The organism is Streptomyces sp. NPDC012508, from assembly GCF_042902595.1.
In the GTDB taxonomy this organism is placed as follows: Bacteria; Actinomycetota; Actinomycetes; order Streptomycetales; family Streptomycetaceae; genus Streptomyces.
The window spans coordinates 673,404-697,564 of sequence record NZ_JBIBEO010000001.1; the positions used below are offsets into that span (position 1 = coordinate 673,404).

General features: G+C 72.4%; 22 protein-coding genes. 10 read left to right on the plus strand and 12 right to left on the minus strand.

Annotated elements, in window-relative coordinates; genetic code table 11:
- Nucleotides 1–11 precede the first annotated feature (11 nt).
- From ACFY8U_RS02820 to ACFY8U_RS02830, 3 genes are all read right to left on the minus strand, one after another.
- Nucleotides 12–764: an MHYT domain-containing protein gene (locus ACFY8U_RS02820; RefSeq protein ID WP_389566124.1), complete on the minus strand. Its 753-nt coding sequence runs from the start codon at nucleotides 762–764 to the stop codon at nucleotides 12–14.
- Between the two features lie 295 nt (nucleotides 765–1,059).
- On the minus strand, nucleotides 1,060–2,277 hold the full coding sequence (locus ACFY8U_RS02825) for an amino acid decarboxylase (protein WP_389564744.1): 1,218 nt from the start codon (nucleotides 2,275–2,277) through the stop codon (nucleotides 1,060–1,062).
- 185 nt (nucleotides 2,278–2,462) lie between these two features.
- Nucleotides 2,463–3,122: a response regulator gene (locus tag ACFY8U_RS02830; RefSeq protein ID WP_389564747.1), complete on the minus strand. Its 660-nt coding sequence runs from the start codon at nucleotides 3,120–3,122 to the stop codon at nucleotides 2,463–2,465.
- Nucleotides 3,123–3,245: 123 nt separating this feature from the next.
- Between ACFY8U_RS02830 and ACFY8U_RS02835 the strand changes: the two genes are divergently transcribed.
- Together ACFY8U_RS02835 and ACFY8U_RS02840 are read left to right on the plus strand one after the other, a co-directional pair.
- Nucleotides 3,246–4,433, plus strand: a complete 1,188-nt coding sequence (locus tag ACFY8U_RS02835) for a sensor histidine kinase (RefSeq protein WP_389564750.1) — start codon at nucleotides 3,246–3,248, stop codon at nucleotides 4,431–4,433.
- The gene (locus ACFY8U_RS02840; RefSeq protein ID WP_389564753.1) at nucleotides 4,430–5,086 is read left to right on the plus strand and encodes a response regulator; all 657 of its coding nucleotides are present in this window, start codon (nucleotides 4,430–4,432) and stop codon (nucleotides 5,084–5,086) included. Before ACFY8U_RS02835 ends, ACFY8U_RS02840 begins: the two co-directional genes overlap by 4 nt.
- 171 nt (nucleotides 5,087–5,257) lie before the next feature.
- Here the strand turns inward: ACFY8U_RS02840 and ACFY8U_RS02845 are convergent, their stop codons facing one another.
- Nucleotides 5,258–6,397, minus strand: coding sequence for a substrate-binding domain-containing protein (locus ACFY8U_RS02845; RefSeq protein ID WP_389564756.1), 1,140 nt, complete (start codon nucleotides 6,395–6,397; stop codon nucleotides 5,258–5,260).
- Between the two features lie 294 nt (nucleotides 6,398–6,691).
- Between ACFY8U_RS02845 and ACFY8U_RS02850 the strand changes: the two genes are divergently transcribed.
- Together ACFY8U_RS02850 and ACFY8U_RS02855 are read left to right on the plus strand one after the other, a co-directional pair.
- Nucleotides 6,692–7,450, plus strand: a complete 759-nt coding sequence (locus tag ACFY8U_RS02850) for a GntR family transcriptional regulator (protein ID WP_389564759.1) — start codon at nucleotides 6,692–6,694, stop codon at nucleotides 7,448–7,450.
- Nucleotides 7,451–7,729: 279 nt separating this feature from the next.
- Nucleotides 7,730–8,137, plus strand: a complete 408-nt coding sequence (locus ACFY8U_RS02855; protein ID WP_389564762.1) for an ATP-binding protein — start codon at nucleotides 7,730–7,732, stop codon at nucleotides 8,135–8,137.
- A 47-nt stretch (nucleotides 8,138–8,184) separates the two neighbouring features.
- On the opposite strand, the gene ACFY8U_RS02860 is transcribed toward ACFY8U_RS02855, so the two are convergent.
- The 6 genes from ACFY8U_RS02860 to ACFY8U_RS02885 all read right to left on the minus strand — a co-directional run bounded on the left by ACFY8U_RS02860 (nucleotide 8,185) and on the right by ACFY8U_RS02885 (nucleotide 14,115).
- Complete coding sequence (locus tag ACFY8U_RS02860) at nucleotides 8,185–9,288, minus strand: sensor histidine kinase (protein ID WP_389564765.1); 1,104 nt, start codon at nucleotides 9,286–9,288, stop codon at nucleotides 8,185–8,187.
- Nucleotides 9,281–9,976 carry a response regulator transcription factor gene (locus tag ACFY8U_RS02865; RefSeq protein ID WP_389564768.1) on the minus strand — a complete coding sequence of 232 codons (696 nt, stop codon included), beginning with the start codon at nucleotides 9,974–9,976 and terminating at the stop codon, nucleotides 9,281–9,283. Before ACFY8U_RS02865 ends, ACFY8U_RS02860 begins: the two co-directional genes overlap by 8 nt.
- Nucleotides 9,977–10,043: 67 nt before the next feature.
- Nucleotides 10,044–10,748 (minus strand): VanZ family protein, encoded by a 705-nt coding sequence (locus ACFY8U_RS02870; RefSeq protein WP_389564771.1) that lies wholly within the window; start codon nucleotides 10,746–10,748, stop codon nucleotides 10,044–10,046.
- Nucleotides 10,749–10,841: 93 nt separating this feature from the next.
- On the minus strand, nucleotides 10,842–12,350 hold the full coding sequence (locus tag ACFY8U_RS02875; RefSeq protein ID WP_389564774.1) for a glycoside hydrolase family 6 protein: 1,509 nt from the start codon (nucleotides 12,348–12,350) through the stop codon (nucleotides 10,842–10,844).
- 27 nt (nucleotides 12,351–12,377) lie between these two features.
- Nucleotides 12,378–12,590 carry a hypothetical protein gene (locus ACFY8U_RS02880; RefSeq protein WP_389564777.1) on the minus strand — a complete coding sequence of 71 codons (213 nt, stop codon included), beginning with the start codon at nucleotides 12,588–12,590 and terminating at the stop codon, nucleotides 12,378–12,380.
- A gap of 109 nt (nucleotides 12,591–12,699) precedes the next feature.
- The gene (locus tag ACFY8U_RS02885; protein ID WP_389564779.1) at nucleotides 12,700–14,115 is read right to left on the minus strand and encodes an amidase; all 1,416 of its coding nucleotides are present in this window, start codon (nucleotides 14,113–14,115) and stop codon (nucleotides 12,700–12,702) included.
- Between the two features lie 264 nt (nucleotides 14,116–14,379).
- On the opposite strand from ACFY8U_RS02885, the gene ACFY8U_RS02890 reads away from it, so the two are divergent.
- Complete coding sequence (locus tag ACFY8U_RS02890; protein ID WP_389564781.1) at nucleotides 14,380–14,964, plus strand: snapalysin family zinc-dependent metalloprotease; 585 nt, start codon at nucleotides 14,380–14,382, stop codon at nucleotides 14,962–14,964.
- Between the two features lie 67 nt (nucleotides 14,965–15,031).
- Here ACFY8U_RS02890 and ACFY8U_RS02895 read toward each other — a convergent pair whose 3' ends face one another.
- Nucleotides 15,032–15,253, minus strand: a complete 222-nt coding sequence (locus ACFY8U_RS02895; RefSeq protein ID WP_361595148.1) for a hypothetical protein — start codon at nucleotides 15,251–15,253, stop codon at nucleotides 15,032–15,034.
- 268 nt (nucleotides 15,254–15,521) lie between these two features.
- Between ACFY8U_RS02895 and ACFY8U_RS02900 the strand changes: the two genes are divergently transcribed.
- From ACFY8U_RS02900 to ACFY8U_RS02920, 5 genes are all read left to right on the plus strand, one after another.
- Nucleotides 15,522–17,030: an aldehyde dehydrogenase family protein gene (locus ACFY8U_RS02900; protein ID WP_389564784.1), complete on the plus strand. Its 1,509-nt coding sequence runs from the start codon at nucleotides 15,522–15,524 to the stop codon at nucleotides 17,028–17,030.
- A complete protein-coding gene (locus ACFY8U_RS02905; protein ID WP_389564787.1) occupies nucleotides 17,027–18,553 on the plus strand; it encodes a GMC family oxidoreductase in 1,527 nt (508 codons plus the stop codon). Before ACFY8U_RS02900 ends, ACFY8U_RS02905 begins: the two co-directional genes overlap by 4 nt.
- On the plus strand, nucleotides 18,550–19,629 hold the full coding sequence (locus ACFY8U_RS02910) for a glycine betaine/L-proline ABC transporter ATP-binding protein (protein ID WP_389564790.1): 1,080 nt from the start codon (nucleotides 18,550–18,552) through the stop codon (nucleotides 19,627–19,629). Before ACFY8U_RS02905 ends, ACFY8U_RS02910 begins: the two co-directional genes overlap by 4 nt.
- A 175-nt stretch (nucleotides 19,630–19,804) precedes the next feature.
- Nucleotides 19,805–21,775 carry an ABC transporter permease subunit gene (locus tag ACFY8U_RS02915; protein ID WP_389564793.1) on the plus strand — a complete coding sequence of 657 codons (1,971 nt, stop codon included), beginning with the start codon at nucleotides 19,805–19,807 and terminating at the stop codon, nucleotides 21,773–21,775.
- 1 nt (nucleotide 21,776) lies between these two features.
- Complete coding sequence (locus ACFY8U_RS02920) at nucleotides 21,777–22,739, plus strand: ABC transporter substrate-binding protein (protein ID WP_389564795.1); 963 nt, start codon at nucleotides 21,777–21,779, stop codon at nucleotides 22,737–22,739.
- Nucleotides 22,740–22,824: 85 nt separating this feature from the next.
- Here the strand turns inward: ACFY8U_RS02920 and ACFY8U_RS02925 are convergent, their stop codons facing one another.
- Complete coding sequence (locus ACFY8U_RS02925; RefSeq protein WP_389564797.1) at nucleotides 22,825–24,069, minus strand: cation:proton antiporter; 1,245 nt, start codon at nucleotides 24,067–24,069, stop codon at nucleotides 22,825–22,827.
- Between the last annotated feature and the right edge of the window lie 92 nt (nucleotides 24,070–24,161).

Consider the following 24,161-nt stretch of genomic DNA (forward strand, 5'->3'; position numbering starts at 1 on the left):
CCTCGAAACAGTCAGGGGCGGGGAGTTGCGGTCACGGCGGCCTGCCGTGCCGTCGGCGACAGGGCGACGAAGGCGGAGGCCAGGAAGAGGAACGATCCGAGCACGACGGCGAGCGGAAAGACGAAGTCCATCGCCGTGACTCCGTCGAGCACCACGCGGGTCCGGCCGATCGTGATCCGTACGGCGGCCATGCCGGTGTAGTGCATGCTGCTGACGGCGGCGCCCATGACCAGCGAGGCGATCACCGCACCGGCGGCGCCCCGGACCGCGAGTGCCGCCCAGAGCGCGGCGGTCGCCGCCACGACGGCGATGACGAGGGAAAGGACCACCATGGGCAGGTCGTATGCGACGCTGCCGTTCAGGCGGAGCGCCGCCATGCCGAGATAGTGCATGGCCGCGACGCCGATCCCGGTTCCGAGTCCGCCGAGCAGCAGGGAGCGCGAACGGGAGCGGCCATAGCCGACGGTGAATACCCCCGCGCCCACGACGGCCATGGCCACCAGAAGACTGAGGACGGTGAGCGGCACGTCGTAACGGATGGCGGATCCGGCGACGCCGAAGCCGAGCATCGCGATGAAATGCATCGTCCAGATTCCCGAGCCGATGGCGGCGGATGCCGTCAGCAGCCAATTGCGCCGCGAGCGGCCTTCGGTGGCCAACGCCCGGACGGTACAGCGCAGTCCGAGGGCGGATCCGACGCAGGCCATCGCATAGGCGAGGACCGGGGAAATCCATCCCGCGCCGAAATGGTGCAGGTGCGCCACATTGCCTCCGTTCATGGTGCGGCTTCGCGGCGATGGACGCTAACACTCCGTATCGGCGGCGGGAATTCGGCGAAATGTGTCCTGACCGTGATGCGAACGGTGAGGCGGTACTGCGTGCTGCCCTACCCGTGAGTTCGGTGACGGTCTATGCGTGTCATGCGGGCGCCCCGGAATTCCGGCACGCCGCAGCACGCTTCGGCGCGTGATGTGGATCACGGGAATTCCCGGCGACTTCTCTCCGAGGGGGACCACGGAACCTTGACGGTTCGGAAGCGGGCCTTCCGCTCATTGCCGCTCACCACAGACCGGTCGGCTCCTGCACCACCCGGAGCGTCGTGGCGCCCGCGTCGGCGGCGCCTCGGATCCGGCTCTCCCTCGACCGGGCCAGGAGCCGGAGGTAGGCGACGGTCTCGGCCGTGACGACCTCACCGGGCAGGAGCACCGGAATTCCGGGCGGGCAGGCGGTGACCCGGGCGGCGGAGACCATGCCCACCGCCTCGGCGCAGTCCACGACGCGGTGGTGGCCGAAGAAGGCCGCCCGGAGGGTGAGCCGGGCGGGGCCGGGTTCGGGGAGGGTGAGGCGTAGCGGTTCCGCCAGGTCCGCGGCGCTCGTCGGCAGGGCGTGCAGCGCGTCGAGAAGCCGCTGGGCGTCCGGCTCGCCCTCCTCGCCCAGGGCCAGGGTGAGCACGGTCTCGGTCGCGCCCACGACGGCGCGGCCCAGACCCGCCCGGCCGAGGAGACGGTGCGCCGCACGGCCCGTCACTCCGCCGACGTGGGTGTTGATCGCCACCCTCAGCGGGTCGGCGCCGGCGATCCCGTGGACGTCGCCGAACTCGTCGGCGACGAGCGAGAAGCGGCTCTCCTTGCGGACACCCGCGCCGAGCGCGGCGGCCGTCTCCAGTGACGCGAGGACGTGGTGCCAGTCGCGGGCGAGCGGCTGCGCGGGAAGGGCGTCGCAGGCCGACTGCCGGGTCAGGTCCACGGCACGCTCGACGAGCGGCCGCAGCAGTTCGGCGTGGGGCCCGTCGCCCAGCCGCAGCACGGTGGCGGTGCCCGAGGAGACCGAGAGGTCGGCGCCGTACGCCAGGGCGTCGGGGAGGAGCTCGGGGTGTCGCCCGAAGACCGGGGAGCGCCGGCTCTCGTCCACGATCAGCGGAACCCCCGAGGCGTGCGCCGCCTCGGCCAGTGCGCGGATGTCGGCCACCGCGCCGTACCGTGTGGGCGAGACGACGAGGGCCGCCGCCACGTCGGTCCGTTCCGCGGCCGCCGCGGCCAGGTCCTCGGGCCGTACACAGTGCGCGATGCCCTGTTCCAGGTCGAGGACCGGCAGGAGGGTGCGGGCGTCCAGGCCGGACACGACGAGGCCGTCGAGCAGCGAGGCGGGGGCGTCTCGCTGGACGAGCACGGTGCCGCCGAGCGCGGGAACGATCAGGCCGGTGATGCAGTGGCTCAGCGGGCTGCCCTGCGTCAGAACCCAGGTCCTGCGCGCAGTCGGGACTTCCGTGAGGGACATGTCGACCGGGCTTCTCCCCCACCGATGCCTGCCGCCGTGTACGGGCGATGCCGTGCGGACGGGCGGGGGGACGCACTCCGCACGGCATCCGTTCCATCGTCACCCGCGGACGGCGGAGCCCCGCCTCTCGAAAGTGGGGTGCGGCCCCTGACTTTCGACAGGCGGGAGACGGGGCCGGACACCCCCTAGGCGTCGTCGGCGGACAGGCCCGAGCGGTACGCGATCCGGGCCGCCTCGACCCGGTTGGACACGCCGAGCCGGGCGAGGAGCTGAGTGACGTGCGCCTTGACCGTGCCTTCGGTCATGCCCAGTTCGGCTCCGATGTCCGCGTTGGACAACCCCCGCCCGAGCAGCCGCAGCACATCGACCTGGCGGCCGGTCAGCGAGGCGACACGGGGGTCCTCCTCGGCGGTCGGCCGGCCCCCGTCGCGTGTGGTGAGGTCGATGACGTGGCCGGTCACCGTAGGGCCGAACGCCGCGTGGCCCTCGGCGACGCTGCGCAGGGCTCCGAGCAGCTCGGCCGGTGGGGTGTCCTTGACGAGGAAGCCGACCGCTCCGGCCGCGAGGGCCTGCTCGACGTAGTCGTCCTGGCCGAACGTGGTGAGGATCAGGACGGCGGGCGGCGACGGCAGCTCCCTCAGCCGCCGGGTCGCGGCGATCCCGTCCATGCCGGGCATCCGCACGTCCATCGCCACGATGTCGGGCAGCAGGCGACGAGCCTGGTCGACCGCGGTGTGCCCGTCCCACGCCTCCGCGATCACGCGCAGGTCCGGCGCGGAGTCGATGATCACCCGCAGCCCGTCGCGTACGGCCGGGTCGTCGTCCGCGACGAGGACCGTGATCATGAGCTGAGCCTCATGGGCCCATGCTCGCCCGGATCGCGGACGCGGGCGACGGGACGGACCGTACGGGTGAGGGCCGCGACCGCTCGCCGTGCCCCGGGCATCCTCGCTGACTACCGTGGCGACATGGCCGCTACGCCGCTCTCCCGCTGGCCTGATCGGCGCGTCGACGCCCTGGTCACCGCGGTGGTCGTCGCGCTCGGCATCGCCGATTCGTGGGTGAAGCCGTCCAGCGGTCTGCTGACCGGTCTGCCCACGCCGGCGATCGCGGCCTGCGCGGCGGCCGTCGGGCTCAGTCTGTGGTGGCGCAGGCGCTGGCCCCATCTGGTGGCCGTGTTCGTGACGGTCATGCACGTGGTGTCCTTCACTCCGGTCGCGCTGGCCGCCGCGATGTACACCGTCGGCAGCCTGGACCGGCGGCTGAAAGTGCTCTTCGCGTACGGCGTGGCCGGGTTCGTCGCCGGTCTCGTCGGACTGCACGGGGGGCTGCCGAACGCCGGGATCCGCGAGGCCGCGTACTCGCTGGCCGCGATCGTCGGACCGCTGGCCGTGGGGTACGCGGTCGGTGTACGGCGTGATCTGACGACCGCGGTGCAGGCCCGGGTGGCGGTCCTGGAGCGCGCGAACCGGCTTCTGGACGAGCGGGCACGGGCCGAGGAGCGGGCCGAGATCGCCCGTGAGATGCACGATGTGGTCGGCCATCGGGTGAGCAACATGGTGCTGGCGGCGGGTGCCCTGGAGTCGGGCCCGGCCGCGGGAGTGCCGGAGGCGGCCCGTACGGCGGAGCTGATCCGGACCGACGGCCGGCAGGCGCTGGAGGAACTCCGCGAGATCCTCGGGGTGCTCGCTCCCGCCCATGTGGCAGCCGGAGCGAGCGCGGGAGTACGGGCCCCGGTGCCGTCCGGGCCGGACACGGAGGAGCTGTCCGACCTCGTGGCGCACGCCCGCGAGCGGGGCCAGCAGGTGGAGCTGCGGGTGGACGGTCATCCGGAGATCCTGCCGCTCCCCGTGCAGCGCGCCTTGCACCGGATCGTGCGGGAGTCGCTGACCAACGCCGCGAAGCACGCTCCTGGGGCCGCCGTGCGCGTCGACCTCGCCTGCCGTGTCGACGGCGTGCACCTCGATGTCGCCAACACGGCTCCCACGCGGGCCACGTCGCCCGATCTGCCCAGCGGCGGGCACGGAGTCGTCGGACTGACCGAGCGGGTCGCCCTGCTCGGCGGGACACTGACCGCGGGGCCGCACGACGGCGGCTTCCTGCTCTCGGCCTTCTTCCCTGCCCGCCGGGGAGCACCCTCACGAGGAGCACCATGAGCATCCGGGTCCTGCTCGCCGACGACAACGAGATCACCCGGCGCGGACTGCTGTGGATCATCGACGCCACCGGCGACATCGAGGTGTGCGGCCAGGCGGCGGACGGGGAGGAGACCCTCGTCCGGGCCGAGGAGACCGGGCCGGACGTGGTTCTCCTCGACATCCGGATGCCCGGGGCCGACGGTCTGGCCGCCCTCCCCCGGCTGCTGGCGTTGCCGAAGCCGCCGAAGGTGCTGATGCTCACCACCTTCCACGACGACGAGCAGGTGAGGTCGGCGCTGCGTGCCGGGGCCTCCGGATTCCTGCTGAAGGACACCCCACCGGACGAGCTGCTGCGCGCGATCCGCGATGTCCACGCAGGCCGGGCCGCCCTCGGCCCACCGGTTGCCAGGCGCCTGGTGGACGGCCTCGCCCGCAGCTCGCCCGCGCTCGCTCCGGAGGAACAGCGCGGGCTCGACTCGCTCACCGGGCGCGAGCTCGACGTGCTGCGGTTGCTCTCCCGGGGACTCACGAACCACGACATCGCGGCCGAACTCGGCACCACGGAGGGGACGGTCAAGGGCTATGTGAGTGCCGTCCTGGCCAAACTGGGCGCGGACAGCCGGGTCCAGGCGGCCCGTGTGGCCTACCGGGCGGGACTGGACACGGACTGACCGGCGCGCGGCGGGCCGTGGCGGCGATCAGCCGGCGGCAGCCGCGTACTCCTTCGCGAGTGTCTCGGCCGACCTGGCGCCGCGCGTGGCCGTGTACTCCTTCACGACGGCGACCCTTCACGTGCGAGATCGATCTTTCGATCTGTCGATCAGTATGATCGATACAGCTTTCTACCGGCTTTCCTTCAGGCCGTCCGGCGCCGACTCCCCGCAGGAGGCGCGGACCCGTAGCTCGGGCAGGAGATCGAGGTGGCGTCGGGCCCCCGGGGACGCGCCGGCGGCGCGTTCCCGCACGCGCTGGAGCAGCAGCGTGGCGGCGGTCTCTCCCACCTCGAACTTCGGCGGCGCCACCGCCGTCAGCGGCAGGTCGGAGAGCGCCGCCACGTCGTCGTCGTACGCGACCAGGGCGAGGTCCTCGGGGACCCGGATCCGCTCCTTCAGGCCCCGCAGGCTCTGGAGGAGCAGAATCGCGTCGGTGTCGCTCAGCACGATCGCGGCCGTGACCTCACCCTTCGCCACCAGCACGGACAGCCGCTCCGCGGCGGCGTCCATGCCGGCCGCGGCGCGGTCCCCGGCCTCCAGCACGATGGGCTCGACCGGCGGGGCGGTCACCCCGAAGACCTGGAGCGCGGCCTCGTATCCGGCCCGGAGCTGCACGGTGGTGGGGCTGTCCCCGGCCACCAGGGCGATCTTCTCGTGCCCGAGCTCGACGAGGTGCCGCACCGCCAGCCCGGCACCGCCCGCGTGGTCGGTGCAGACCCGGTCGAGCCCGGCGGCACGGGTCCCCACCTCGCCCCGGCGCTCGAGAAGGACCGCGGGCACGGCGATGTCGTCCTCGTTCTCGGACCCCCCGGTCCCGCTCGGCCAGCTGGGCGTGAGCAACAGCCCGTGGACGCCGGCCTCCAGCATGCGCCGGACCTGCACGGCGTCCTGGTCGAGCCGGTAGTCCGAGTAACCGAGCACGAGTCGGCCGCCGGCCGCCGTGACGGCTTCCCTGGCCCCTCGGACGATCTCTCCGAAGTAGTGCCTGGACTGCGGGACGACCATGCCGATGACCACGTCCTGGGGCTCCGGCGTCCGTTCCGCGGGACGGGCCTCGGGGAGGGTCTGCCGCGTGCGGCCCTGGGGTGCGGGGGTGCCCGGCCAGTGGACGGCCCCCCGGACGCGGTCCAGACGGCCTTCGGACGCCAGGGCCTCGACGTCCCGGCGCGCGGTGACCGCCGAGATTCCCAGGTGGTCGGCCAGGTCGGCCACGCGCAGGCTGCCGTACTCCCGCACGAGCTCCACGATCCGCTCATGGCGTTCGTCCACCGTGTACCGCACACCGTCTCCCGTTGTCCCAGTCGCGCTCCGCCCTGGCGGTCACCCTACTCGTCCGATCAAAATGCGCGATTTCAATCGATCGCTCGACCGATCTTGACGAGCGAATGATCGATCAATATGGTCGCGCCATGACCGCCATGCCGTCTGCCGGCTCCCTGCTCCGCGATCTGCCGAACGTCCTGCCGACGCCACGCGGCCTGGACCGGTCGGCATGACCGGTCAGCCCTGGTGCGCGGGGACCACGGCGCCGGCTGCCCCGCGCTCACCGAAGAAGGCCTGATCGTGTCCGGCGCACCTCCCGGGGGCGTACCGCTGTACATGCGGCTGGCCGAGCAGATCATCCAGGACGCCCAGCGCCTCGGAGGCGACGCTTCCGGGCTCCGCAGGATTCCCGCCGAGCGCGTGCTCGCCGCCTCCATGGGGGTCAACCGGCAGACCTTGCGGCGCGCCCTGGAACACCTGCGGGCCCGTGGCCTGATGCACACCGACCGCTCGGGCACCTACACGTACACCGGGCACAGCGCCCCCGCACGTCCCGTCGCGGGTCGACGCTCCCCGCCGCTGTTCCCCGCCGGCGGGACCTTCCCCGGGCTCGCCGTCCGCTCCCGCGCCCGCCTGTCGTACGAGTCGGTGCCGCCGCCCGTCGAGGCGCTGCTCGGCCTCTCCCCCGAGCGGCCCACGCTCGTCCATCGGCACGGGCTCACCCTGCTGTGCGGGGAGACCGTCCAGGAGGCCGTCTCGTACTTCTCACCCACCGCGCTCGCCCATGTGCCCAGGCTGGGCAGGCGGGTACGGCGGGTCCGCGGTCGGGCCGCCCAGTCCGAGCCGGACCTCCGCCATCTGTACCTGTGGATGGCCGAGTCCGGATTGCGCCCCGTCCGGCGCGACCGGGTGCGGGTCGACAGGGCCGGCTGCAAGCGGATGTGGCTCGCCGTGCGGCAGTTCGTGCACGACCAGTTCGACCGGCCGTTGGAGGTCACCGACCTGCGGATCGACCCCCGTCGGGGAGAGCTCGACTACACGTTCGTGCGCCCTTCCTGACCGGGATCCCATCGATCGTTCGCTCAGGACGATCGAACCCGTGGCGCAAGGCCGACCGACGCGGCTGCGCAGCCCCGCGCCGGGCCGCGATCCCGCACCCGCGACCCCTACTTTCGTCACCTCCGAGGCCGACGATGGACACCTCGGCGGGCCCCGAAGCGCCGTGACGATGGAGTAGTGGCGCGGCACCGCCCCTCCTCCTCCCCCCTCCTCGGCAGGGCGGCGCCGCCCCAGGGGGCCGTTGCGCTCGTCCGGGCGCACCAAGACTTGGAGTCCACCGTGAACGCACACAGCGGCATCGCCGTCCTGCCCCGCCACCCCCGCGCCGCCGCCGACGCCCGTCACGTCCTCGGCCGGATCGCTCCCGAGGGTCACGTCGAGGTCGACATGGCGGCCCTGCTTCTGAGTGAGGTCGTCTCGAACGCGGTCCGGCACGCGGACGGACCGGCCATCGAGATCGCCCTCGGCTACGACCGCGGTGCCGGTGTGGTGACCGGCGCCGTCTTCGACACGAACCCTCGGATGGGGTCGGGGGCCCGGTCGAGCCGGGACGAGGCGGACACCGCCGAGACGGAGCTGGAGACGGGTCGTGGGCTGGATCTGCTGGACGCGGTGGCCGGGGCCTGGGGTGTGGCCACTGTGGGTGACCGAGGCAAGTGGGTCTGGTTCCAGGTCCACGCCGCCTGAGCTCCGGCCGGCACCAAGGACAGGTATCTAGCTCAAGGGCAGGAGATCTAGAGGGCCGCGTCCGACGACGTCCGCGCCCTGCCGGGAAGCCGGACCGTGACCAGGAGGCCGCCGGCGGGGCGGGGGGTGAGGTCGAGGGTTCCGTCGTGCGCGCGGACGATGCTGTGCACGATGGCCAGGCCGAGGCCCACGCCGGCGTGCTCGTCGGTGCGTACGCGTTCCGTTCCGCGCTGGAAGGGTTCGGTGAGGGTCGGTACCAGGTCCGGGGGGAGCCGAGGACCCGTGTTCTCGACCCGTAGCACGCTCGTGTCTCCGAGCGCCTCGGTGTGGACCCTCACGGTGCCGTCGGCGGGGATGTTGTGGACGACGGCGTTCTGGACGAGGTTCGTCACCATCCGCAGCAGGAGCTCCGCGGAGCCGCTGGTAGGTGCCGCCCCGCCGGTGACGTCGAGGGTGATCCGGCGCTGTTCGGCGAGGGGAAGCAGCGTTTCGGCGGCTTCTTCGGCGAGGAGCGAGAGGTCGACGCTCTCGCGGATGACGTTTCCGCTGTCGCCGCGGCTGAGCACCAGGAGGGCCTCGGTGAGGTCGATCGCCCGCGTGTTGACCGCGTGCAGGCGTTCGACGAGTTCACCCCGGTCCTGCGTGGGGTCCTTGCGGGCGACGTCGAGGAGCGTCCGCGAGATGGCCAGCGGGGTGCGCAGTTCGTGGGACGCGTTCGCGGCGAACCGCTGCTGCTCGGCGACATGGGACTCCAGGCGGTGGAGCATCGAGTCGAACGTGTCGGAGAGTTCCCGGAACTCGTCTTGGCGGCCCTTCATACGGATCCGGTGGGACAGCGACCCGTTCCCGGCCCTCCGGGCCGCATCCGTGATCTGTGTGAGGGGGGCGAGCATCCGGCCGGCGAGGATCCATCCCCCGACGAGGCCGAAGCCGAGCAGGAAGACCATCGCCACGGCCGCGGCGGGGAGGAAGGTGCGGACAAGGAGGTAGCGGTTGGGCGAGATCCCGAGCAGCCCCTGCGAGTTGTCGGGTACGTAGCGCAGCAGGAACATCCACACGACGGCCAGCAGGAGAGCGCCGGCGACGGCGAGGAACCCGGCGTAACTGAGGGTGAGCTTCAGTCGGACGCTGAGCCCTGGGCGTCTACGCACGGGTACTGCCGGGAAGGGTGGTGTCGGAGCCGGTCTCGATGCGGTAGCCGACGCCGGGAACCGTGGCGATCAGCCATGGTTCGCCGAGACGTTTGCGCAGGGCCGAGACGGTGATGCGCACGGCGTTGGTGAGAGGGTCGGCGTTCTCGTCCCAGGCCCGTTCGAGCAGCTCTTCGGCGCTGACGACCCCGCCCTCGGCGGCGACGAGGACTTCGAGGACGGCGAACTGTTTGCGGGTGAGCGCGACATAGCGACCGTCGCGGAACACCTCCCGGCGGAAGGGGTCGACCCGCAGGCCCGCGAGCTCGCGGACCGGGGGCCGGGTGTGCGCGCGTCTGCGGTCGAGCGCCCTCAGCCGCAGGACGAGCTCCCGCAGCTCGAACGGTTTGGTGAGGTAGTCGTCGGCGCCGAGCCCGAAGCCGGAGGCCTTGTCGTCGATCCGGTCGGCAGCGGTGAGCATGAGGATCGGGATCCCGCTGCCGGAGGCGACGATGCGCCGGGCGACCTCGTCGCCGGAGGGGCCGGGGATGTCACGGTCGAGGACCGCGAGGTCGTAGGAGTGGACGCTGAGCAGCTCCAGGGCCGAGTCGCCGTCGCCGGCGATGTCGGCGGCGATCGCCTCCAGCCGGAGGCCGTCACGGACGGCCTCCGCCAGGTACGGCTCGTCCTCCACGATCAGTACGCGCATGCGGGAAGCCTAAGCAGGAGACCATGTCGTCGGCGTATGCGAGGCCTGGGCGGACCGTACACGTGACTCAGCGTGCCTGCGCCATCGCGGGGCGAGGCCGGTCCACCGGGACCTCCGCCGCGGTGCGCCACCAGCGACGGGACGCCAGCCCGGCCAGCACGGCGCCGGTGGCGTTGACCAGGACGTCGTCCACGGAGGAGACCCGGTCGAGCCGCAGAACGTACTGTGCGGTCTCGACCAGGATCGAGCAGCCGGCCCCGAGCGCCAGGATCCGCGGAAGGGACGCGAGCGCCGCGAACCGCATCGGGGCGAAGAACCCCAGCGACGCGAAGACCAGCAGGTTGCCGACGATCCCGAGCGATCCCATCGCGACCAGGTCCCGCAGCGGTACCAGGCTCACCCGTGCGGGGGCGATGCCCGGCGCGGCGCCCGGCATCATGGTCAGCCACAGGAACGGCACCGTCCCGTGGACCATGCCCACCTCGGCCAGCGACCTCCGCCACGGCGACCGGACGCCGGCGGCGCGACGCCGGCGCGCGAGAGCCCACGCCACCAGCACGGCCAGGGGCAACGCGACCAGCGTCATCAGCACGACCCCGTTGAACGTGTCGTAGCAGCCGTGCCACCGCCCGGCCATGCACCTCGGGGCGGACATCATGAGCGGCCCGCGCACGACGAACAGGGCGCTCGCCACTCCGAGGACGGCCAGGCCGAGCAGCACGGTCCTGCGGGTGCGGCGGGGCGGTGCCGACGGGGATGTGTCATGGTTCATGGCCCCATTGGAGACGGAGGACCGTTGCGGGGGCGTATGCGATTTTCGATACGCCCGCGATACACGGAGACCCCCGGCAGCCACGAGGCCGGCTCAGCGGCCTTCGATGAGGGCGTCGGCCAGGTCCGGCGAGAAGGAGCCCGCCGGCGGGGAGCCCGGCGGGCACGCGGCCGAGTCGCCGTCCGAGTCCCCGGGGTTCTTGATCCACAGGAGGTACTCGGCACCGCCTTCGCCGGCTCGGGACGTCACGCCCAGCTTGCGCCCCGGCGGGTTGCAGAAGCCCACGTGCCCGCTGCCGGGGTCGCCGGGGGTGACATAGGCCCCGTTGCCGTTGCGCGCGGTGTCCACCACCCATCGGGCGTCGACGCCGAAGTCGGCCTTGAGCTGGGCGGCCAGCCTGCTGCCGTACTGGTTGGAGATGTCCGTGGAGTCGAAGTTGGAGACGCCGACCGAGACCCCGCGGGCCATCGAGACGCCGGAGCGGTTGAGCAGATAGGCCATCCGCTGCAGGCCGATGCCGCCGTCGCCACTGAGGTCCTGCCCCAGGGTCCAGGTGGCGTTGCCTCCGTCGAGGTACGTCCGGACGAAGCCGCCCTGCGCCTGAAGGTGCTGGTTGGCGTACCAGAGCATGTCGAAGCGGGCTTCGAGCGCTTCGCCCGAGATGCATCCCGGGTCGGCGGACTGGGCGACCGCGTCGGGCTCCAGGATCACGACGGCGGGCCGGCCCCCGATGCCCTGGGCGAAGGCGTCGATCCACGCCTTGTAGCGGTCGGCGTCCTCGGAACCGCCCGAGGAAGCGCCGCCGCAGTCACGGCCGGGGATGTTGTACGCGACGAGCACGGGAAGCTCGCCCCGCGCCGCCGCCGCGCCCACGTAGGCGCCCACCTCGTCCCGGACGCCGGTGGCCGGGTCGCCGTCGGCGTCCCAGTTGCCGAACCACTTCACGGTGGTGTGGTCCGCGACGGCCGAGGCGATCTTCGCGGCCCGGGGGTCCGTCGTCCCGCGCACCCATGTCATGGCCGTACTGGCGGGGTCGGTGTAGAAGCCCTCGCGGGCGGTCGACGTGGTCAGCGAGACGTTGTCCAGGACGATGTCGGTTCTGACGTCCTGGCCTCCGACCTGGAAGTCGATGTGGCCGTCGGCCGAGTCGAGGGAGGAGGTGAAGGTCCAGCTGAAGTGCTGGGCGGCGGTGGTGAGGTCGAGTTCGTTCGCCAGGGACGCCGGGTAGGGCTCCGTTCCGAGCTGGACCGTCGACCTGATCTTCGTCGCCCTGGAGGCGCTCGCGTCGAAGGACAGGGTGTAGGTGACGCCCGGGCGCAGCGTGATCCGGTTCTGGCCCATGACCGTGCGGTACGACTGGCCGACCTGGTCCGCCGGCGCCGGTTCGACCGCGGCCCGCAGCGCACCGTCCTCGGCGGTCATCGAGACGCCGGAGGTTCCCCACCAGTCCTCGGTGTTCGTGGCGAAGGTGCCGTTGCGCGCCAGTTCGCCGTAGAGGGCCTGCTCGGGCTCCGCCTCGGCCGCCGTGGCGGGGACGGCGAGGAGGGAGGCGACGAGCGCGCAGGTGCCAAGGGCGGTGATCGATATCGGGGTGTGCTTCATGCTCGGCTTTCTCTTCGGCGGGCGGTGCTAGGCGAGGCGCTCCAGGCTGTCCGGTACGGGCTGTGCGCCGTCCTCCCGCGCCAGGTGCGCGGCGAGGAGACGGGAGCGTGTGCGCAGGGCGGGGTCGCCGGTCGCGGTGGTGATCGCGGCCGCCAGGCGCTCCGCCGTCACCCGCTGGAAGCGCAGGGGCGGGCCCCGGGTGGCGAGCGCCACGTCGTGGCCCGCCGCGCGCAGCCGCACGCCAAGGCCGGTGCAGGGAGCGACGTCGCCCCAGCTTTCCGCCCGTCACGATCAACACGCGCACCGGGGCAGCATGTCAGACCGGTGGGGTGTCTTCGGGGAGGTGAGGTCACACGTCCTGGATACGCCGGAAGGGCCTCTCCGCCTCCAGCGCGAACGCGACCTCCAGGAGCGTCTGTTCACCGCCCGGGCGGCCGGAGAACATGACGCCGATGGGGAGTCCGTCCTCGGTTGCGCTTGCGGCGGGCACCGAGATCGACGGAGTGCCGACGACGTTGTTGACCGGTGTGAACGCGACGTACGCGAGGATCCGTTCGATCAGCGTCTCGTACGGAACGGTCGGGCTGAGGTGACCGATCGGCGGCGTGGTGTGGGCGAGCACCGGCGACAGGATGAGGTCGAGACCGCGGAACGCCGCCGCGTACGCACGCTCCGTCCGCTTCAGTCTCCGCAGCACGCCCGGGGTGCGCTGCCAGGTCGCGAGGTACGCCTCGCGCAGGCCCCGGCTGAGGCCGTCCATCCGGCGCCGGTCGAAGTCCGCGCCGAGGGTCCGGCCGGTGATGCCGAGGAGGAACGACAGCATCCCCCAGTAGGCGAGGAAGTCCTCGGTGAAGCGCGGGTCGAGGGCCAGTTCCACCGGCTCCACGGTGTGGCCGAGTCGTTCCAGGGTGGCCGCGGTCTCCGTGACGGCCGCACGGGTGGCGGCGTCCGAGCGGACCCCGTTGGGCGAGTCGAGCAGGAAGCCGATCCGCAGCCGCCGCCCCGAGGGGCCTTCGACCAGGCCCAGCGGCGGCAGCTTCGGGTTGCGCCAGTGTGTCTCCGCGGAGGCGAGGAAGGCGGCGGTGTCCCGCACGGAGCGGCTCACGACCCCGTCGGAGACGAGGTCCAGCGGCAGTTGGCGGCTCTGGGCGTTCGCCACGACCCGGCCGCGCGTCGGCTTGAGGCCGACGAGTCCGCAGCAGGCGGCGGGGATCCGGATCGAACCACCGCCGTCGTTGGCGTGCGCGATCGGGACCGCCCCGGCCGCGACGAGCGCGGCGCTGCCCCCGGACGAACCACCCGCCGAGTAGCCGGTGTTCCAGGGGTTACGGACGGGCTCGGCGCCCTCGTACTCCGTGGTCGGGCTGAATCCGAACTCGGGCAGCCGGGTCTTGCCCAGCACCGTGACACCGCTGCTCAGGAGCTGCCGGGCGAACGGCGCGTGCCGGCGGGCGGCCCTCGGCGTGAAGGCGGCGCTGCCGTGGCCGGTCGGCAGCCCCTGGTGGTCGGTGTTGTCCTTGACGAAGGTCGGCACCCCGGCGAAGGCTCCGCTCCCGCCGGCCGCGTGCGCCGGAAGGTCGACGTGCACCTGGACCGCGTGGAGCCGGGCGTCGACGGCCCGCACCCGCTGCGCCGCGTCCCGTGCGACCTCGGCGGCGCCGACCTCACCCCGCCGGATCGCCGAGGCGAGACCGACGGCGTCGTGGTCTCCCAGGGCGTCGTCCCGGAACGCGTGCACCGTGGTCCGTTCGTCGAAAGTCGTCACTGCTGCCTCAGCCCCCGACCGTGTGGAGATGGATGCCCGTCATCATTCCTTACCGCCAAGTAGCACGCGAGGATTTCGGGACTCGGTCGCGGCGTGCCCCTCCGACGCCGTTCCCCCGTATGAGAGTTGACGGTCAGTCAAAAATGACAGGTACATGGCGGACATGGGGTGCGGGGGCATACCGTCGAGGTTCCCGCACTCTCGGTTCCGCACGTTCCACACGTTCCCCTACGGTTCCGAGCCCCCCACGAGTGAAGGAGCAGCATGCCCCTCTCCACATGGCTGAAGGCAGGCACCACCGCCGCGGCGGTCGCCCTGGCCACCGCGACGGCGGCGACCGCCGCACCCGCGACCACACCGCAGCCGTCGACGGCGGGCGCGTCGGCGGTGGTGACACTTCGTTACGACGACAGCAGGGCCGGCGGCTGGGAGGCGGCTGTCGCGGCCGGAGTCGCCTCATGGAACGCGAACGTCGGCAACGTCAAGCTGGTCGAGGCCGCGCCGGGAACCCGCGCGGAGATCGTGATCGTGGCCACGACGGGCTGGCCCCAGGCCACCCTCGGCCCCGTCCGTCCGGGCCGGCAGGTCCGCGTCGAGCTCGGGAGCCAGGCGGTGACACAGGGGTACGACAAGACCCGGATAGCCGCCCATGAACTCGGCCACAGCCTGGGACTCCCCGACACCAAACCCGGCCCGTGCTCGCAGCTGATGTCGGGGTCGAGCGCCGGTACGAGTTGCGTCAACGCGGTCCCGAACGCGACCGAGCGGGCCCGGGTGGAGTCCGCCTACGCCAACGGCGCCGCCCTGCGCATCCCCGCCGACGGCCGGATCCTGGTCGACGCCCCGTAGCCGAGGACTCGCGCGGCAGGGTGCCCGACCGGGCGTTTCGCGTCGGGCACCCTGCCGCCGTACGGTCTCAGGCCCCCAGGCCGAGGACGGCGAGGTTCAGCGCACGCAGGTCCGGAACGGACGGAAGGTCGTGCGGCTCGTCGCCGCGCCCCTCGTAGAGGGCGGGGACGGGGCGCAGACCGTCGACGCCACCGGCGGCCCAGGCGGCGCCGGTCGGAGGCAGGGACAGGGTCATGCGACGGCCGTCGGGGAGGGTGGCCTCCACGGTGGCGGCTTCTCTCGACTGCATCGGCAGCTCTCTTCCGTGAGTGGTGCACGCGTCGGCGGCGATCGCCCTCGCCTGTGCAACGGTCCATGACAGCCGCGGATTCCCGCCCCCCACCTCACACCCCTCACTCATGCGACTTGAGTGGAATGTCCGCTTTCGCACCGCAATCGAGCGTGAGACAGAGCACTCTGCGTGAGGCATTGCGCATGGATTTCCGGGCTCGGGGCAGGCGGCACGACCGCCGGGCAACCGGCAGGGGGACTCATGGAAACGAAGGGCCATACGCGACGTGACCGCAGAACAACAGACCATCCATGTGGGCGGAGAGTGGCGAGCGGCCCTCTCCGGCGCCACGCGCGACATCATCGACCCCGTCGACGCGACCGCTTTCGCGGTCGTGTCGGAGGGCGATGTCGCGGACACCGACGACGCCGTGGCCGCAGCACGGGCCGCGTTCGACGACGGTGCCTGGCCGCGTACGCCGGTCGCCGAGCGGGCCACCCTGCTGCGGCGGGCAGCCGACCTGCTCGAGCGCGACCGCGAGCGCATCGGCGCCCTGGAGAGCCAGGACGCGGGCAAGACGCTGGAGGAGGGCCGCGTCGACGTCGACTGCGTCCGCGACGCCTTCCGCTACTTCGCCGACCTCGTGGAGAGCGAGAGCGGCGCACGCGTCGTCGACGCCGGGTCGGACGAGATCCGCAGCGTCGTCGTGCACGAGCCCGTCGGCGTATGCGCCCTCATCACGCCGTGGAACTATCCGCTGCTCCAGGCCAGCTGGAAGATCGCGCCCGCCCTCGCCGCCGGCAACACGTTCGTGATCAAGCCCAGCGAGATCACCCCGCTGAGCACCGTCGTCCTGGTCGAACTGCTCCTGGAGGCCGGGCTGCCGCTCGGCGCGGCCAACATCGTCACCGGCCCCGGCCATACCGTCGGCGCCCGGCTCGCCGACCACCCCGACGTCGACCTCGTCTCGTTCACGGGCGGTCTCGTCAGCGGGACGAAGGTCGCCCGCGCGGCCGCCGACAGCGTGAAGAAGGTCGCCCTCGAACTGGGCGGCAAGAACCCCAACGTGGTGTTCGCCGACGCCTGCGCGACACCCGAGGGCTTCGACACCGCCGTCGACCAGGCGCTCAACGCCGCCTTCATCCACAGCGGCCAGGTCTGCTCCGCCGGCTCCCGCCTCATCGTCGAGGAGCCGCTGCGCGAGCGGTTCGTCGCCGAGCTCGCCCGCCGGGCCGAACTGATCCGGCTCGGCCGCGGCACCGACGCGGGCGTCGAGTGCGGTCCGCTGGTCTCCGCGGCACAGGTCGCCAAGACCGAGGAGTACGTGGCCTCCGCCCTCGGCGAGGGCGCGGTCCTGCGGGCCGGCGGCGAGAAGCCGGCCGGTCCCGGCTACTTCTACCGGCCGACGGTCCTGGACCGGTGCCACCGCTCCATGCGGGTCGTGCGCGAGGAGGTCTTCGGACCCGTCCTCACCGTGGAGACCTTCCGGACCGAGGAGGAGGCCGTCACTCTCGCCAACGACACCGAGTACGGCCTCGCCGGAGCGGTGTGGACCGCCGACGAGGACCGTGCCCGGCGCGTCGCCGCCCGGCTGCGCCACGGCACCGTCTGGATCAACGACTTCCACCCCTACCTGCCGCAGACGGAATGGGGCGGCTTCGGAAAGTCCGGCATCGGCCGCGAACTGGGCCCCAGCGGTCTCGCCGAGTACCGCGAGGCCAAGCACATCTACCAGAACCTCGCTCCGCGCCCCGTGCGCTGGTTCGCGGGCACGACGGCGAAGGACCAGGCATGAACGACCAGCACGTGTACGACTACGTCGTCGTCGGCGGCGGCACCGCGGGTTCGGTCATCGCCTCCCGGCTGACCGAGGACCCGGACGTCAGCGTCGCCGTCATCGAGGGCGGCCCCAGCGACGTCGGCCGCGACGACGTCCTCACCCTGCGCCGCTGGATGGGCCTGCTCGGCGGGGAGCTGGACTACGACTACCCCACCACCCAGCAGCCCCGGGGCAACTCGTACATCCGTCACAGCCGTGCGCGGGTCCTCGGCGGCTGTTCCTCGCACAACACCCTCATCGCCTTCAAGCCCCTGCCCTCCGACTGGGACGAGTGGGCCGAGGCCGGCGCCGAGGGGTGGGACGCGGCCGCCATGGATCCGTACTTCGCCCGGCTGCGCAACAACATCGTGCCCGTCGACGAGGCCGACCGGAACGCGATCGCCCGGGACTTCGTCGACGCTGCGCAGACCACGCTCGGCGTTCCGCGCGTGGAGGGCTTCAACAAGAGCCCCTTCCACGAGGGCGTCGGCTTCTTCGACCTCGCGTACCACCCGGAGAACAACAAGCGGTCGTCCGCCTCGGTCGCCTATCTGCACCCGTTCCTGGACCGGCCGAACCTGCACATCGCCCTGGAGACCTGGGCGTTCCGGCTCGAGTTCGAGGGCACCCGCGCCACCGGCGTGCACATCCGTACGAAGGAGGGCGCGGAGCACGTCGTACGCGCCCGGCGCGAGGTCCTGGTGTGCGCGGGCGCCGTGGACACCCCGCGCCTGCTGCTGCACTCCGGCGTCGGGCCGCGCGCCGACCTGGAGAAGCTCGGCATCCCCGTCGTACACGACCTGCCGGGTGTCGGGGAGAACCTCCTCGACCACCCCGAGTCGGTCATCGTGTGGGAGACGCACGGCCCGATCCCGGAGAACTCCGCGATGGACTCCGACGCCGGACTGTTCGTCCGCCGCGACCCGGAGTCCGAGGGGCCGGACCTGATGTTCCACTTCTACCAGATCCCCTTCACCGACAACCCCGAGCGCCTGGGCTACGAACGGCCCGCGCACGGCGTGTCGTTGACTCCGAACATCCCCAAGCCGCGCAGCCGCGGCCGGCTCTACCTGACGAGCGCCGACCCCGAGGTCAAGCCCGCGCTCGACTTCCGGTACTTCACCGACGAGGACGACTACGACGGCCGGACCCTCGTCGACGGCATCCGCATCGCCCGGCAGATCGCGGCGAGCGAACCGCTGGCCGGATGGCTGAAGCGCGAGGTGTGCCCGGGGCCGGAGGTGACGTCCGACGAGGAACTCAGCGCGTACGCCCGCCAGGTCGCGCACACCGTCTACCACCCGGCCGGTACGTGCCGGATGGGGGCCGCCGACGACGAACTCGCCGTCGTCGCGCCCGATCTGAGGATCCGGGGCCTCGACGGCATCCGGATCGCCGACGCGTCGATCTTCCCGACCATGACCGCCGTGAACCCGATGATCGGCGTGCTCATGGTCGGCGAGAAATGCGCCGACCTGCTGGGAGGCACAGCCCGATGACCACTCCGCACACCCCGTCGCAGAATCCTGCGCATCCCGTCTTCTCCGTACGTGACCTGTGGAAGGTCTTCGGTCCGAAGGCCGACCGGGTGCCCGCCGACCCGGAGCTCGGTTCCCTCGACGCCGCCGAGCTGCGCGAGCGGACCGGCTGCACCGCCGCCGTCCGCGATGTCTCGTTCGATGTCCGCAAGGGCGAGGTCTTCGTCGTCATGGGCCTCTCGGGCTCGGGCAAGTCGACGCTCGTCCGCTGCCTGACCCGGCTGATCGAGCCGACCTCGGGCACCATCGCCATCGACGGCGAGGACGTGCTGTCCATGGACACCGGCCGGCTCCGGGAGCTGCGCCGGCACCGGGCGGCGATGGTCTTCCAGCACTTCGGGCTGCTGCCGCACCGGACGGTGCTCGACAACGTCGCCTACGGGCTCGAGATCCAGGGCCTAGGGCGCGCCGAACGGCGTGAGCGGGCCGCGGAGTTCGTCACCAAGGTGGGCCTGGACGGTATGGAGCACCGCAGGCCGAGCCAGCTGTCCGGTGGCCAGCAGCAGCGGGTCGGCCTGGCCCGCGCGCTCGCCGTGGATCCCGAAGTCCTGCTGTTCGACGAGCCGTTCAGCGCCCTCGACCCGCTGATCCGCCGGGACATGCAGGAGGAGGTCGTCCGCCTGCACCGGGAGGAGGGACGCACGATGGTCTTCATCACGCACGACCTGAGCGAGGCGCTGAAGCTGGGCGACCGCATCGCGCTGATGCGCGACGGACGGATCGTCCAGCTCGGCACTCCTGAGGAGATCGTGGGCTCCCCCGCCGACGACTACGTCAGGGACTTCGTCCGGGACGTGCCGCGCGAGCAGGTGCTGACCGTCCGCTCGGCGATGCGCCCGGCGCTCGCCGACGAACACGAGGCCGGACCCGCGCTCGCCCCGAGCGCCACCGTCCACGAGGCCATCGAGGCCGTCGCCCGTACGGGCGAGAACGCGCGGGTCGTCGAGAACGGCCGGTGCCTGGGCGTGGTCGACCAGGCGGGTCTCCTCGGTGTCGTCGCCGGGGTCCCGGCCACCACGGGGAAGGCGGTGGCCTGATGTACGCCCATACGACCTGGCCGCCGCCGGGCGGCACGAACGGTACCGGCAGTCGGGCCACCCGCGGCACGAGCGGTGCCGCGACCTCGCCGCGCCCGGGCGGAACGAACGGCACCGGTGACCGGGCCGCCGCCCGTCGTGCGAGCGCGACCCCCTCCACCCGGCGGTGGGGCCGATGACCGCCACCGTCACTCCCGCTCCTCCCGGCCCCACGGCCGCCCGCGACGCCGGGTCCGGTGCGCTGCGCGCGCTCGCGCGCCACCGCGGCCGGCTGATCGGCGCCGGCGTGGCCGTCGCGCTCGTCCTCGGAGCCGTACTCCTGGGCGGCGGAAGCTGGCCCGCGTCGCTCGCCGTCGATCTGTCGGGGCCGCTGGAGCGCACCAGCGACTGGATCATCGACAACCGGGACGGCCACCCGCTCTTCCTCTACTTCCTCGGGCACGTCAGCAACGTCGTGGTCGTGTCCGTCCGCGCGGTGTACCTGGTGCTGCTCGCGCTCGGCTGGGCCGGCGTCACCGCCGCCGCCGGGCTCGTGGCCTGGCGTGTCGCGGGTGTGCGGCTCGCGCTGACCTCCGTCGCCGCCTTCGCCGCCTGCGGCCTGCTCGGCATGTGGGTGCCGACGATGCAGACGCTCGCCCTGATGGTGGTCGCCGTCGCCGCGTCCGTGCTGCTCGGCGGCCTCCTCGGGCTGGCCGCCGGCCTGTCGGACCGGATGCACCGGATCCTGCGCCCGGTGCTCGACACCATGCAGGTGCTGCCGGCCTTCGCGTATCTGCTGCCCGTCGTCCTGGTCTTCATCGGCGTGCCCGCGGCCGTCCTCGCGACCGTCGTCTACGCCGCGCCGCCCATGGCCCGTCTCACCGCGCTCGGGCTGCGCGGCGCGGACGCGGGGGTCATGGAGGCCGCCGCGTCGCTCGGCGCCACCGGCCGTCAGCGGCTGTTGACGGCCCGGCTTCCGCTGGCCCGCAAGGAGCTTCTGCTCGGCGTCAACCAGTCGATCATGATGGCGCTCGGCATGGCCGTGATCGCGTCCGTCATCGGCGCGGGCGGCCTCGGCGACCGGGTGTACCAGGCGCTGGCCTCCGTCGACGTCGGTGCGGCGCTCGCGGCCGGTGTGCCGATCGTGCTGCTCGCCATCGTCCTGGACCGGGTCACCGCCGCGGCCGGAGAGCGGATCGGCGCCGCTCCCGTCCGCCGGGCCGGACTCGGCTGGGCCGTCGCTCTCGCGGTGACCGCCGTCGTCGCCGTCGCGGGCCGCCTGGCCGACCGGCTCTCCTGGCCCGACGCGTGGACGGTGGACATCGCCGAGCCCGTCAACGGCGCGGTCGACTGGATGACCGCCCACCTGTACTCCGGCGTGCCGCTCGTCGGCGGCACCGCCGACTGGGCGGGGCGGTTCACCACATGGGTCCTCAACCCCCTGCGCGACGGCCTGCAGTGGCTGCCCTGGTGGGCGGTCCTGCTGGCCGTGGGCGCGCTCGCCCTGCTCATCGGCACCTTGCGCACCGCCGCGACGGCCGTCCTCGCGATGGCGGCGATCGGTGTACTGGGCGTCTGGGACCCGGCGCTGGACACGCTGTCGCAGGTGCTCGCCGCCGTCGCCGTGACGCTGGTGCTCGGTGTCGCGCTGGGGGTCGCTGCGGCCCGCAGCACGCGCCTCGGACGCGCCCTGCGTCCGGTGCTCGACGTCTTCCAGACGATGCCGCAGTTCGTCTATCTGATCCCTGTGGTCGCCCTGTTCGGTGTGGGCCGCGCCCCGGCGGTAGCCGCCGCCGTGGTGTACGCGCTGCCCGCCGTCGTACGGATCACGGCCCAGGGCGTGCGCGGGGTGGACCCGGCCGCGATGGAGTCCTCGCGCTCGCTGGGCGCGACCGGGCGGCAGCAGCTGTTCCAGGTCCAGCTCCCGCTGGCCAGGCCCGCGTTGCTCCTCGCCGTCAACCAGGGCGTGGTGCTGGTCCTCGCCGTGGTCGTCATCGGCGGTCTCGTGGGCGGCGGCGCGCTCGGGTACGACGCGGTCTTCGGTCTCGCCCAGGGCGACCTGGCGACCGGTCTGGTCGCGGGCGCGGCGATCGTCTGCCTGGGCCTGATGCTCGACCGCGTCACCCAGCCGACAGAACGCCGTGAACTCGCCGGAAAGGGGGCCTGAGATGGCTCGCACACGCATCGCCGCACTCGTGACCGCGGCCGCCCTGGCGGTCGGCCTCACCGGCTGCGGCGCCGCGGACATGACCCGCCAGGCCTCCCCGTACGCCGACGCGAAGGGCTCCCGCACGGTGACCCTGTCGGCGCAGTCGTGGGTGGGCGCGCAGGCCAACGTCGCCGTCGCGCAGTACCTGCTGGAGCACGAGCTCGGCTACCGGGTGGACACCGTCCAGATCGACGAGGTGCCCGCCTGGGACGCGCTCAGCCAGGGCCGGGTGGACGCCATCCTGGAGGACTGGGGCCACCCGGAGCAGGAGAAGCGGTACATCGACGACAAGGGGACGATCGCGCGCGGTGGCGATCTCGGGGTGACCGGCCACATCGGCTGGTTCGTACCGACGTACTTCGCCGAGAAGCACCCGGACGTCACCGACTGGAAGAACCTGAACAAGTACGCCGAGGAGTTCCGTACCGCGGAGAGCGGCGGCAAGGGCCAGTTGCTGGACGGGTCCCCGTCCTACGTCACGAACGACAAGGCTCTCGTGGAGAACCTGGACCTCGACTACCAGGTCGTGTTCGCGGGCTCCGAGGCGGCGCAGATCACCCAGATCGAGCAGTTCGCCAAGGAGAAGAAGCCCTTCCTGAGCTACTGGTACAAGCCCCAGTGGCTGTTCGAGAAGGTTCCGATGACGGAGGTGAAGCTGCCCGCGTACACCGAGGGCTGCGACGCCGACCCGGAGAAGGTGGCCTGCGCGTACCCGCACACGCCGCTGCAGAAGTTCCTCAACGCCCGCTTCGCGGACGGCGGGGGCGACGCCGCGGCCTTCCTGAAGAAGTTCCGCTGGACGACCGAGATGCAGAACGACGTCGCCCTGATGATCGCGGAGCAGAAGCTGTCGCCGCAGGAGGCGGCGGGCCGCTGGGTGAAGGAGAACGAGGCCACCTGGCGGGCGTGGCTCCCGTCCTGACGCGGGCGCGGCGGACCGGGCACGAAGCCGGTCCGCCGCCCTCCCAGGCGCCCGCGCCCTCCCGGAGCCGGAGCCCCGGTACGTGTCAGGCCACGCCCCGGGGCTCCGGCTCCGGCGGTGGCGAGGCGCGCCGGCGGCGGGCGTAGAGCCGGCCGACGGGCTCGCTGCTCAGGCCGTGCAGCACGATGCTGACCATGACGGTGATCACCATCACCCGGGAGATGAAGTCACCGCCGCCGGCGGCCAGCAGCTCCAGCGCGGCGAGGAGCCCGAAGACCACCGAGGTCACGCCGCGGGGCCCCATCCAGCCCAGGAAGAGCCGGTCCGGCAGGGACACATCCGTACCGATCAGCACGAGCATCACAGGCACCATCCGCACCAGGGTGACGGCGAGGAGCCCGTAGAGGATGACGGAGACGTGGAAGCCGTCCCAGAACTCGTCGTTGACCAGCTGGCCGAAGAGGAACCACAGGGCGAGCGTCAGCAGGGTGACCAGGTCGTCGGTCATCACCACGGCGTCCTTCGGCAGATGCCGCAGCGCCGGCGCGATGCACACCCCGGCCACGAAGGAGGCGACGAAGCCGTTGCCGCCCAGGAACGCGGACAGGGTGTACGCGGCGATGGGCACGCTCAGCACGGCGAGCCTCGTCGCGGCGGGCTGCGTCCAGCCTCGCGCCCAGGAGCGGCGGAGCAGCCAGCCGGCCACGTAGCCGACGAGGGATCCGGCCCCCAGCGCCCAGGCCGCCGCTCCGATCGCGTCGAGGACGGCCTCTGCGTAGTCGTCGCTCGCCGTGTGGGACTCGACGGCGGCGGCGACACAGAGCAGGAACACCGGGGAGACGATGCCGTCGTTCAGGCCTCCCTCGACGTTGAGCACGTCCCGCAGGCGCGCCGGGATGCGCTTGTCCCGGATCACGGCGGCGGTGGGGGCCAGGTCGAGGGGTACGACGACGGTGGCCAGTACCGCCAGCACCCATCCGGGCTGGTCGGGGAAGAAGGCGAGCGCGGTCAGGAAGGCGGCGGCCAGGGTGAGCGGCAGCGCGCCGCCGAGGAGTCGGAAGACGACGCTCCTCTCACGCCGGATGACTCCCTTGGGCACCTCGGTCGCGTCGACGAAGAGGAGGAGCGCGAGGACGACCTCCACGGCGTGCTCGAAGCCGGCCATGTCGCCGAAGTCGAAGACCAGCGGCGGGTCGGAGCCGCTGGTGAGGGCGATGCCCGCGACCATCATGGCGATCGGTGCGGTGATGCTCCATCGCGCGAGCCGGTGTGACAGGACGCACCAGGTGAAGAGAATGCCCGCGATGACAGTGACGGCGATCAAGAGCATCCGCGCTTTCGACGGGGCCTCGGACAGACGCAGCGTACGACCGATGCCCCCGCCGACCCGTGCGAGCACGCCGACACGGGCGCACCCCACCC

Coding starts and splice junctions, on each gene's coding strand:
- ACFY8U_RS02905 (WP_389564787.1), top strand. CDS start 17,027: ATGAACGACCAGCACGTGTACGACTACGTCGTCGTCGGCGGCGGCACC.
- ACFY8U_RS02870 (WP_389564771.1), bottom strand. CDS start 10,748: ATGAACCATGACACATCCCCGTCGGCACCGCCCCGCCGCACCCGCAGG.
- ACFY8U_RS02925 (WP_389564797.1), bottom strand. CDS start 24,069: ATGCTCTTGATCGCCGTCACTGTCATCGCGGGCATTCTCTTCACCTGG.
- ACFY8U_RS02895 (WP_361595148.1), bottom strand. CDS start 15,253: ATGCAGTCGAGAGAAGCCGCCACCGTGGAGGCCACCCTCCCCGACGGC.
- ACFY8U_RS02920 (WP_389564795.1), top strand. CDS start 21,777: ATGGCTCGCACACGCATCGCCGCACTCGTGACCGCGGCCGCCCTGGCG.
- ACFY8U_RS02865 (WP_389564768.1), bottom strand. CDS start 9,976: ATGCGCGTACTGATCGTGGAGGACGAGCCGTACCTGGCGGAGGCCGTC.
- ACFY8U_RS02915 (WP_389564793.1), top strand. CDS start 19,805: ATGACCGCCACCGTCACTCCCGCTCCTCCCGGCCCCACGGCCGCCCGC.
- ACFY8U_RS02840 (WP_389564753.1), top strand. CDS start 4,430: ATGAGCATCCGGGTCCTGCTCGCCGACGACAACGAGATCACCCGGCGC.
- ACFY8U_RS02825 (WP_389564744.1), bottom strand. CDS start 2,277: ATGTCCCTCACGGAAGTCCCGACTGCGCGCAGGACCTGGGTTCTGACG.
- ACFY8U_RS02890 (WP_389564781.1), top strand. CDS start 14,380: ATGCCCCTCTCCACATGGCTGAAGGCAGGCACCACCGCCGCGGCGGTC.
- ACFY8U_RS02875 (WP_389564774.1), bottom strand. CDS start 12,350: ATGAAGCACACCCCGATATCGATCACCGCCCTTGGCACCTGCGCGCTC.
- ACFY8U_RS02910 (WP_389564790.1), top strand. CDS start 18,550: ATGACCACTCCGCACACCCCGTCGCAGAATCCTGCGCATCCCGTCTTC.
- ACFY8U_RS02830 (WP_389564747.1), bottom strand. CDS start 3,122: ATGATCACGGTCCTCGTCGCGGACGACGACCCGGCCGTACGCGACGGG.
- ACFY8U_RS02835 (WP_389564750.1), top strand. CDS start 3,246: ATGGCCGCTACGCCGCTCTCCCGCTGGCCTGATCGGCGCGTCGACGCC.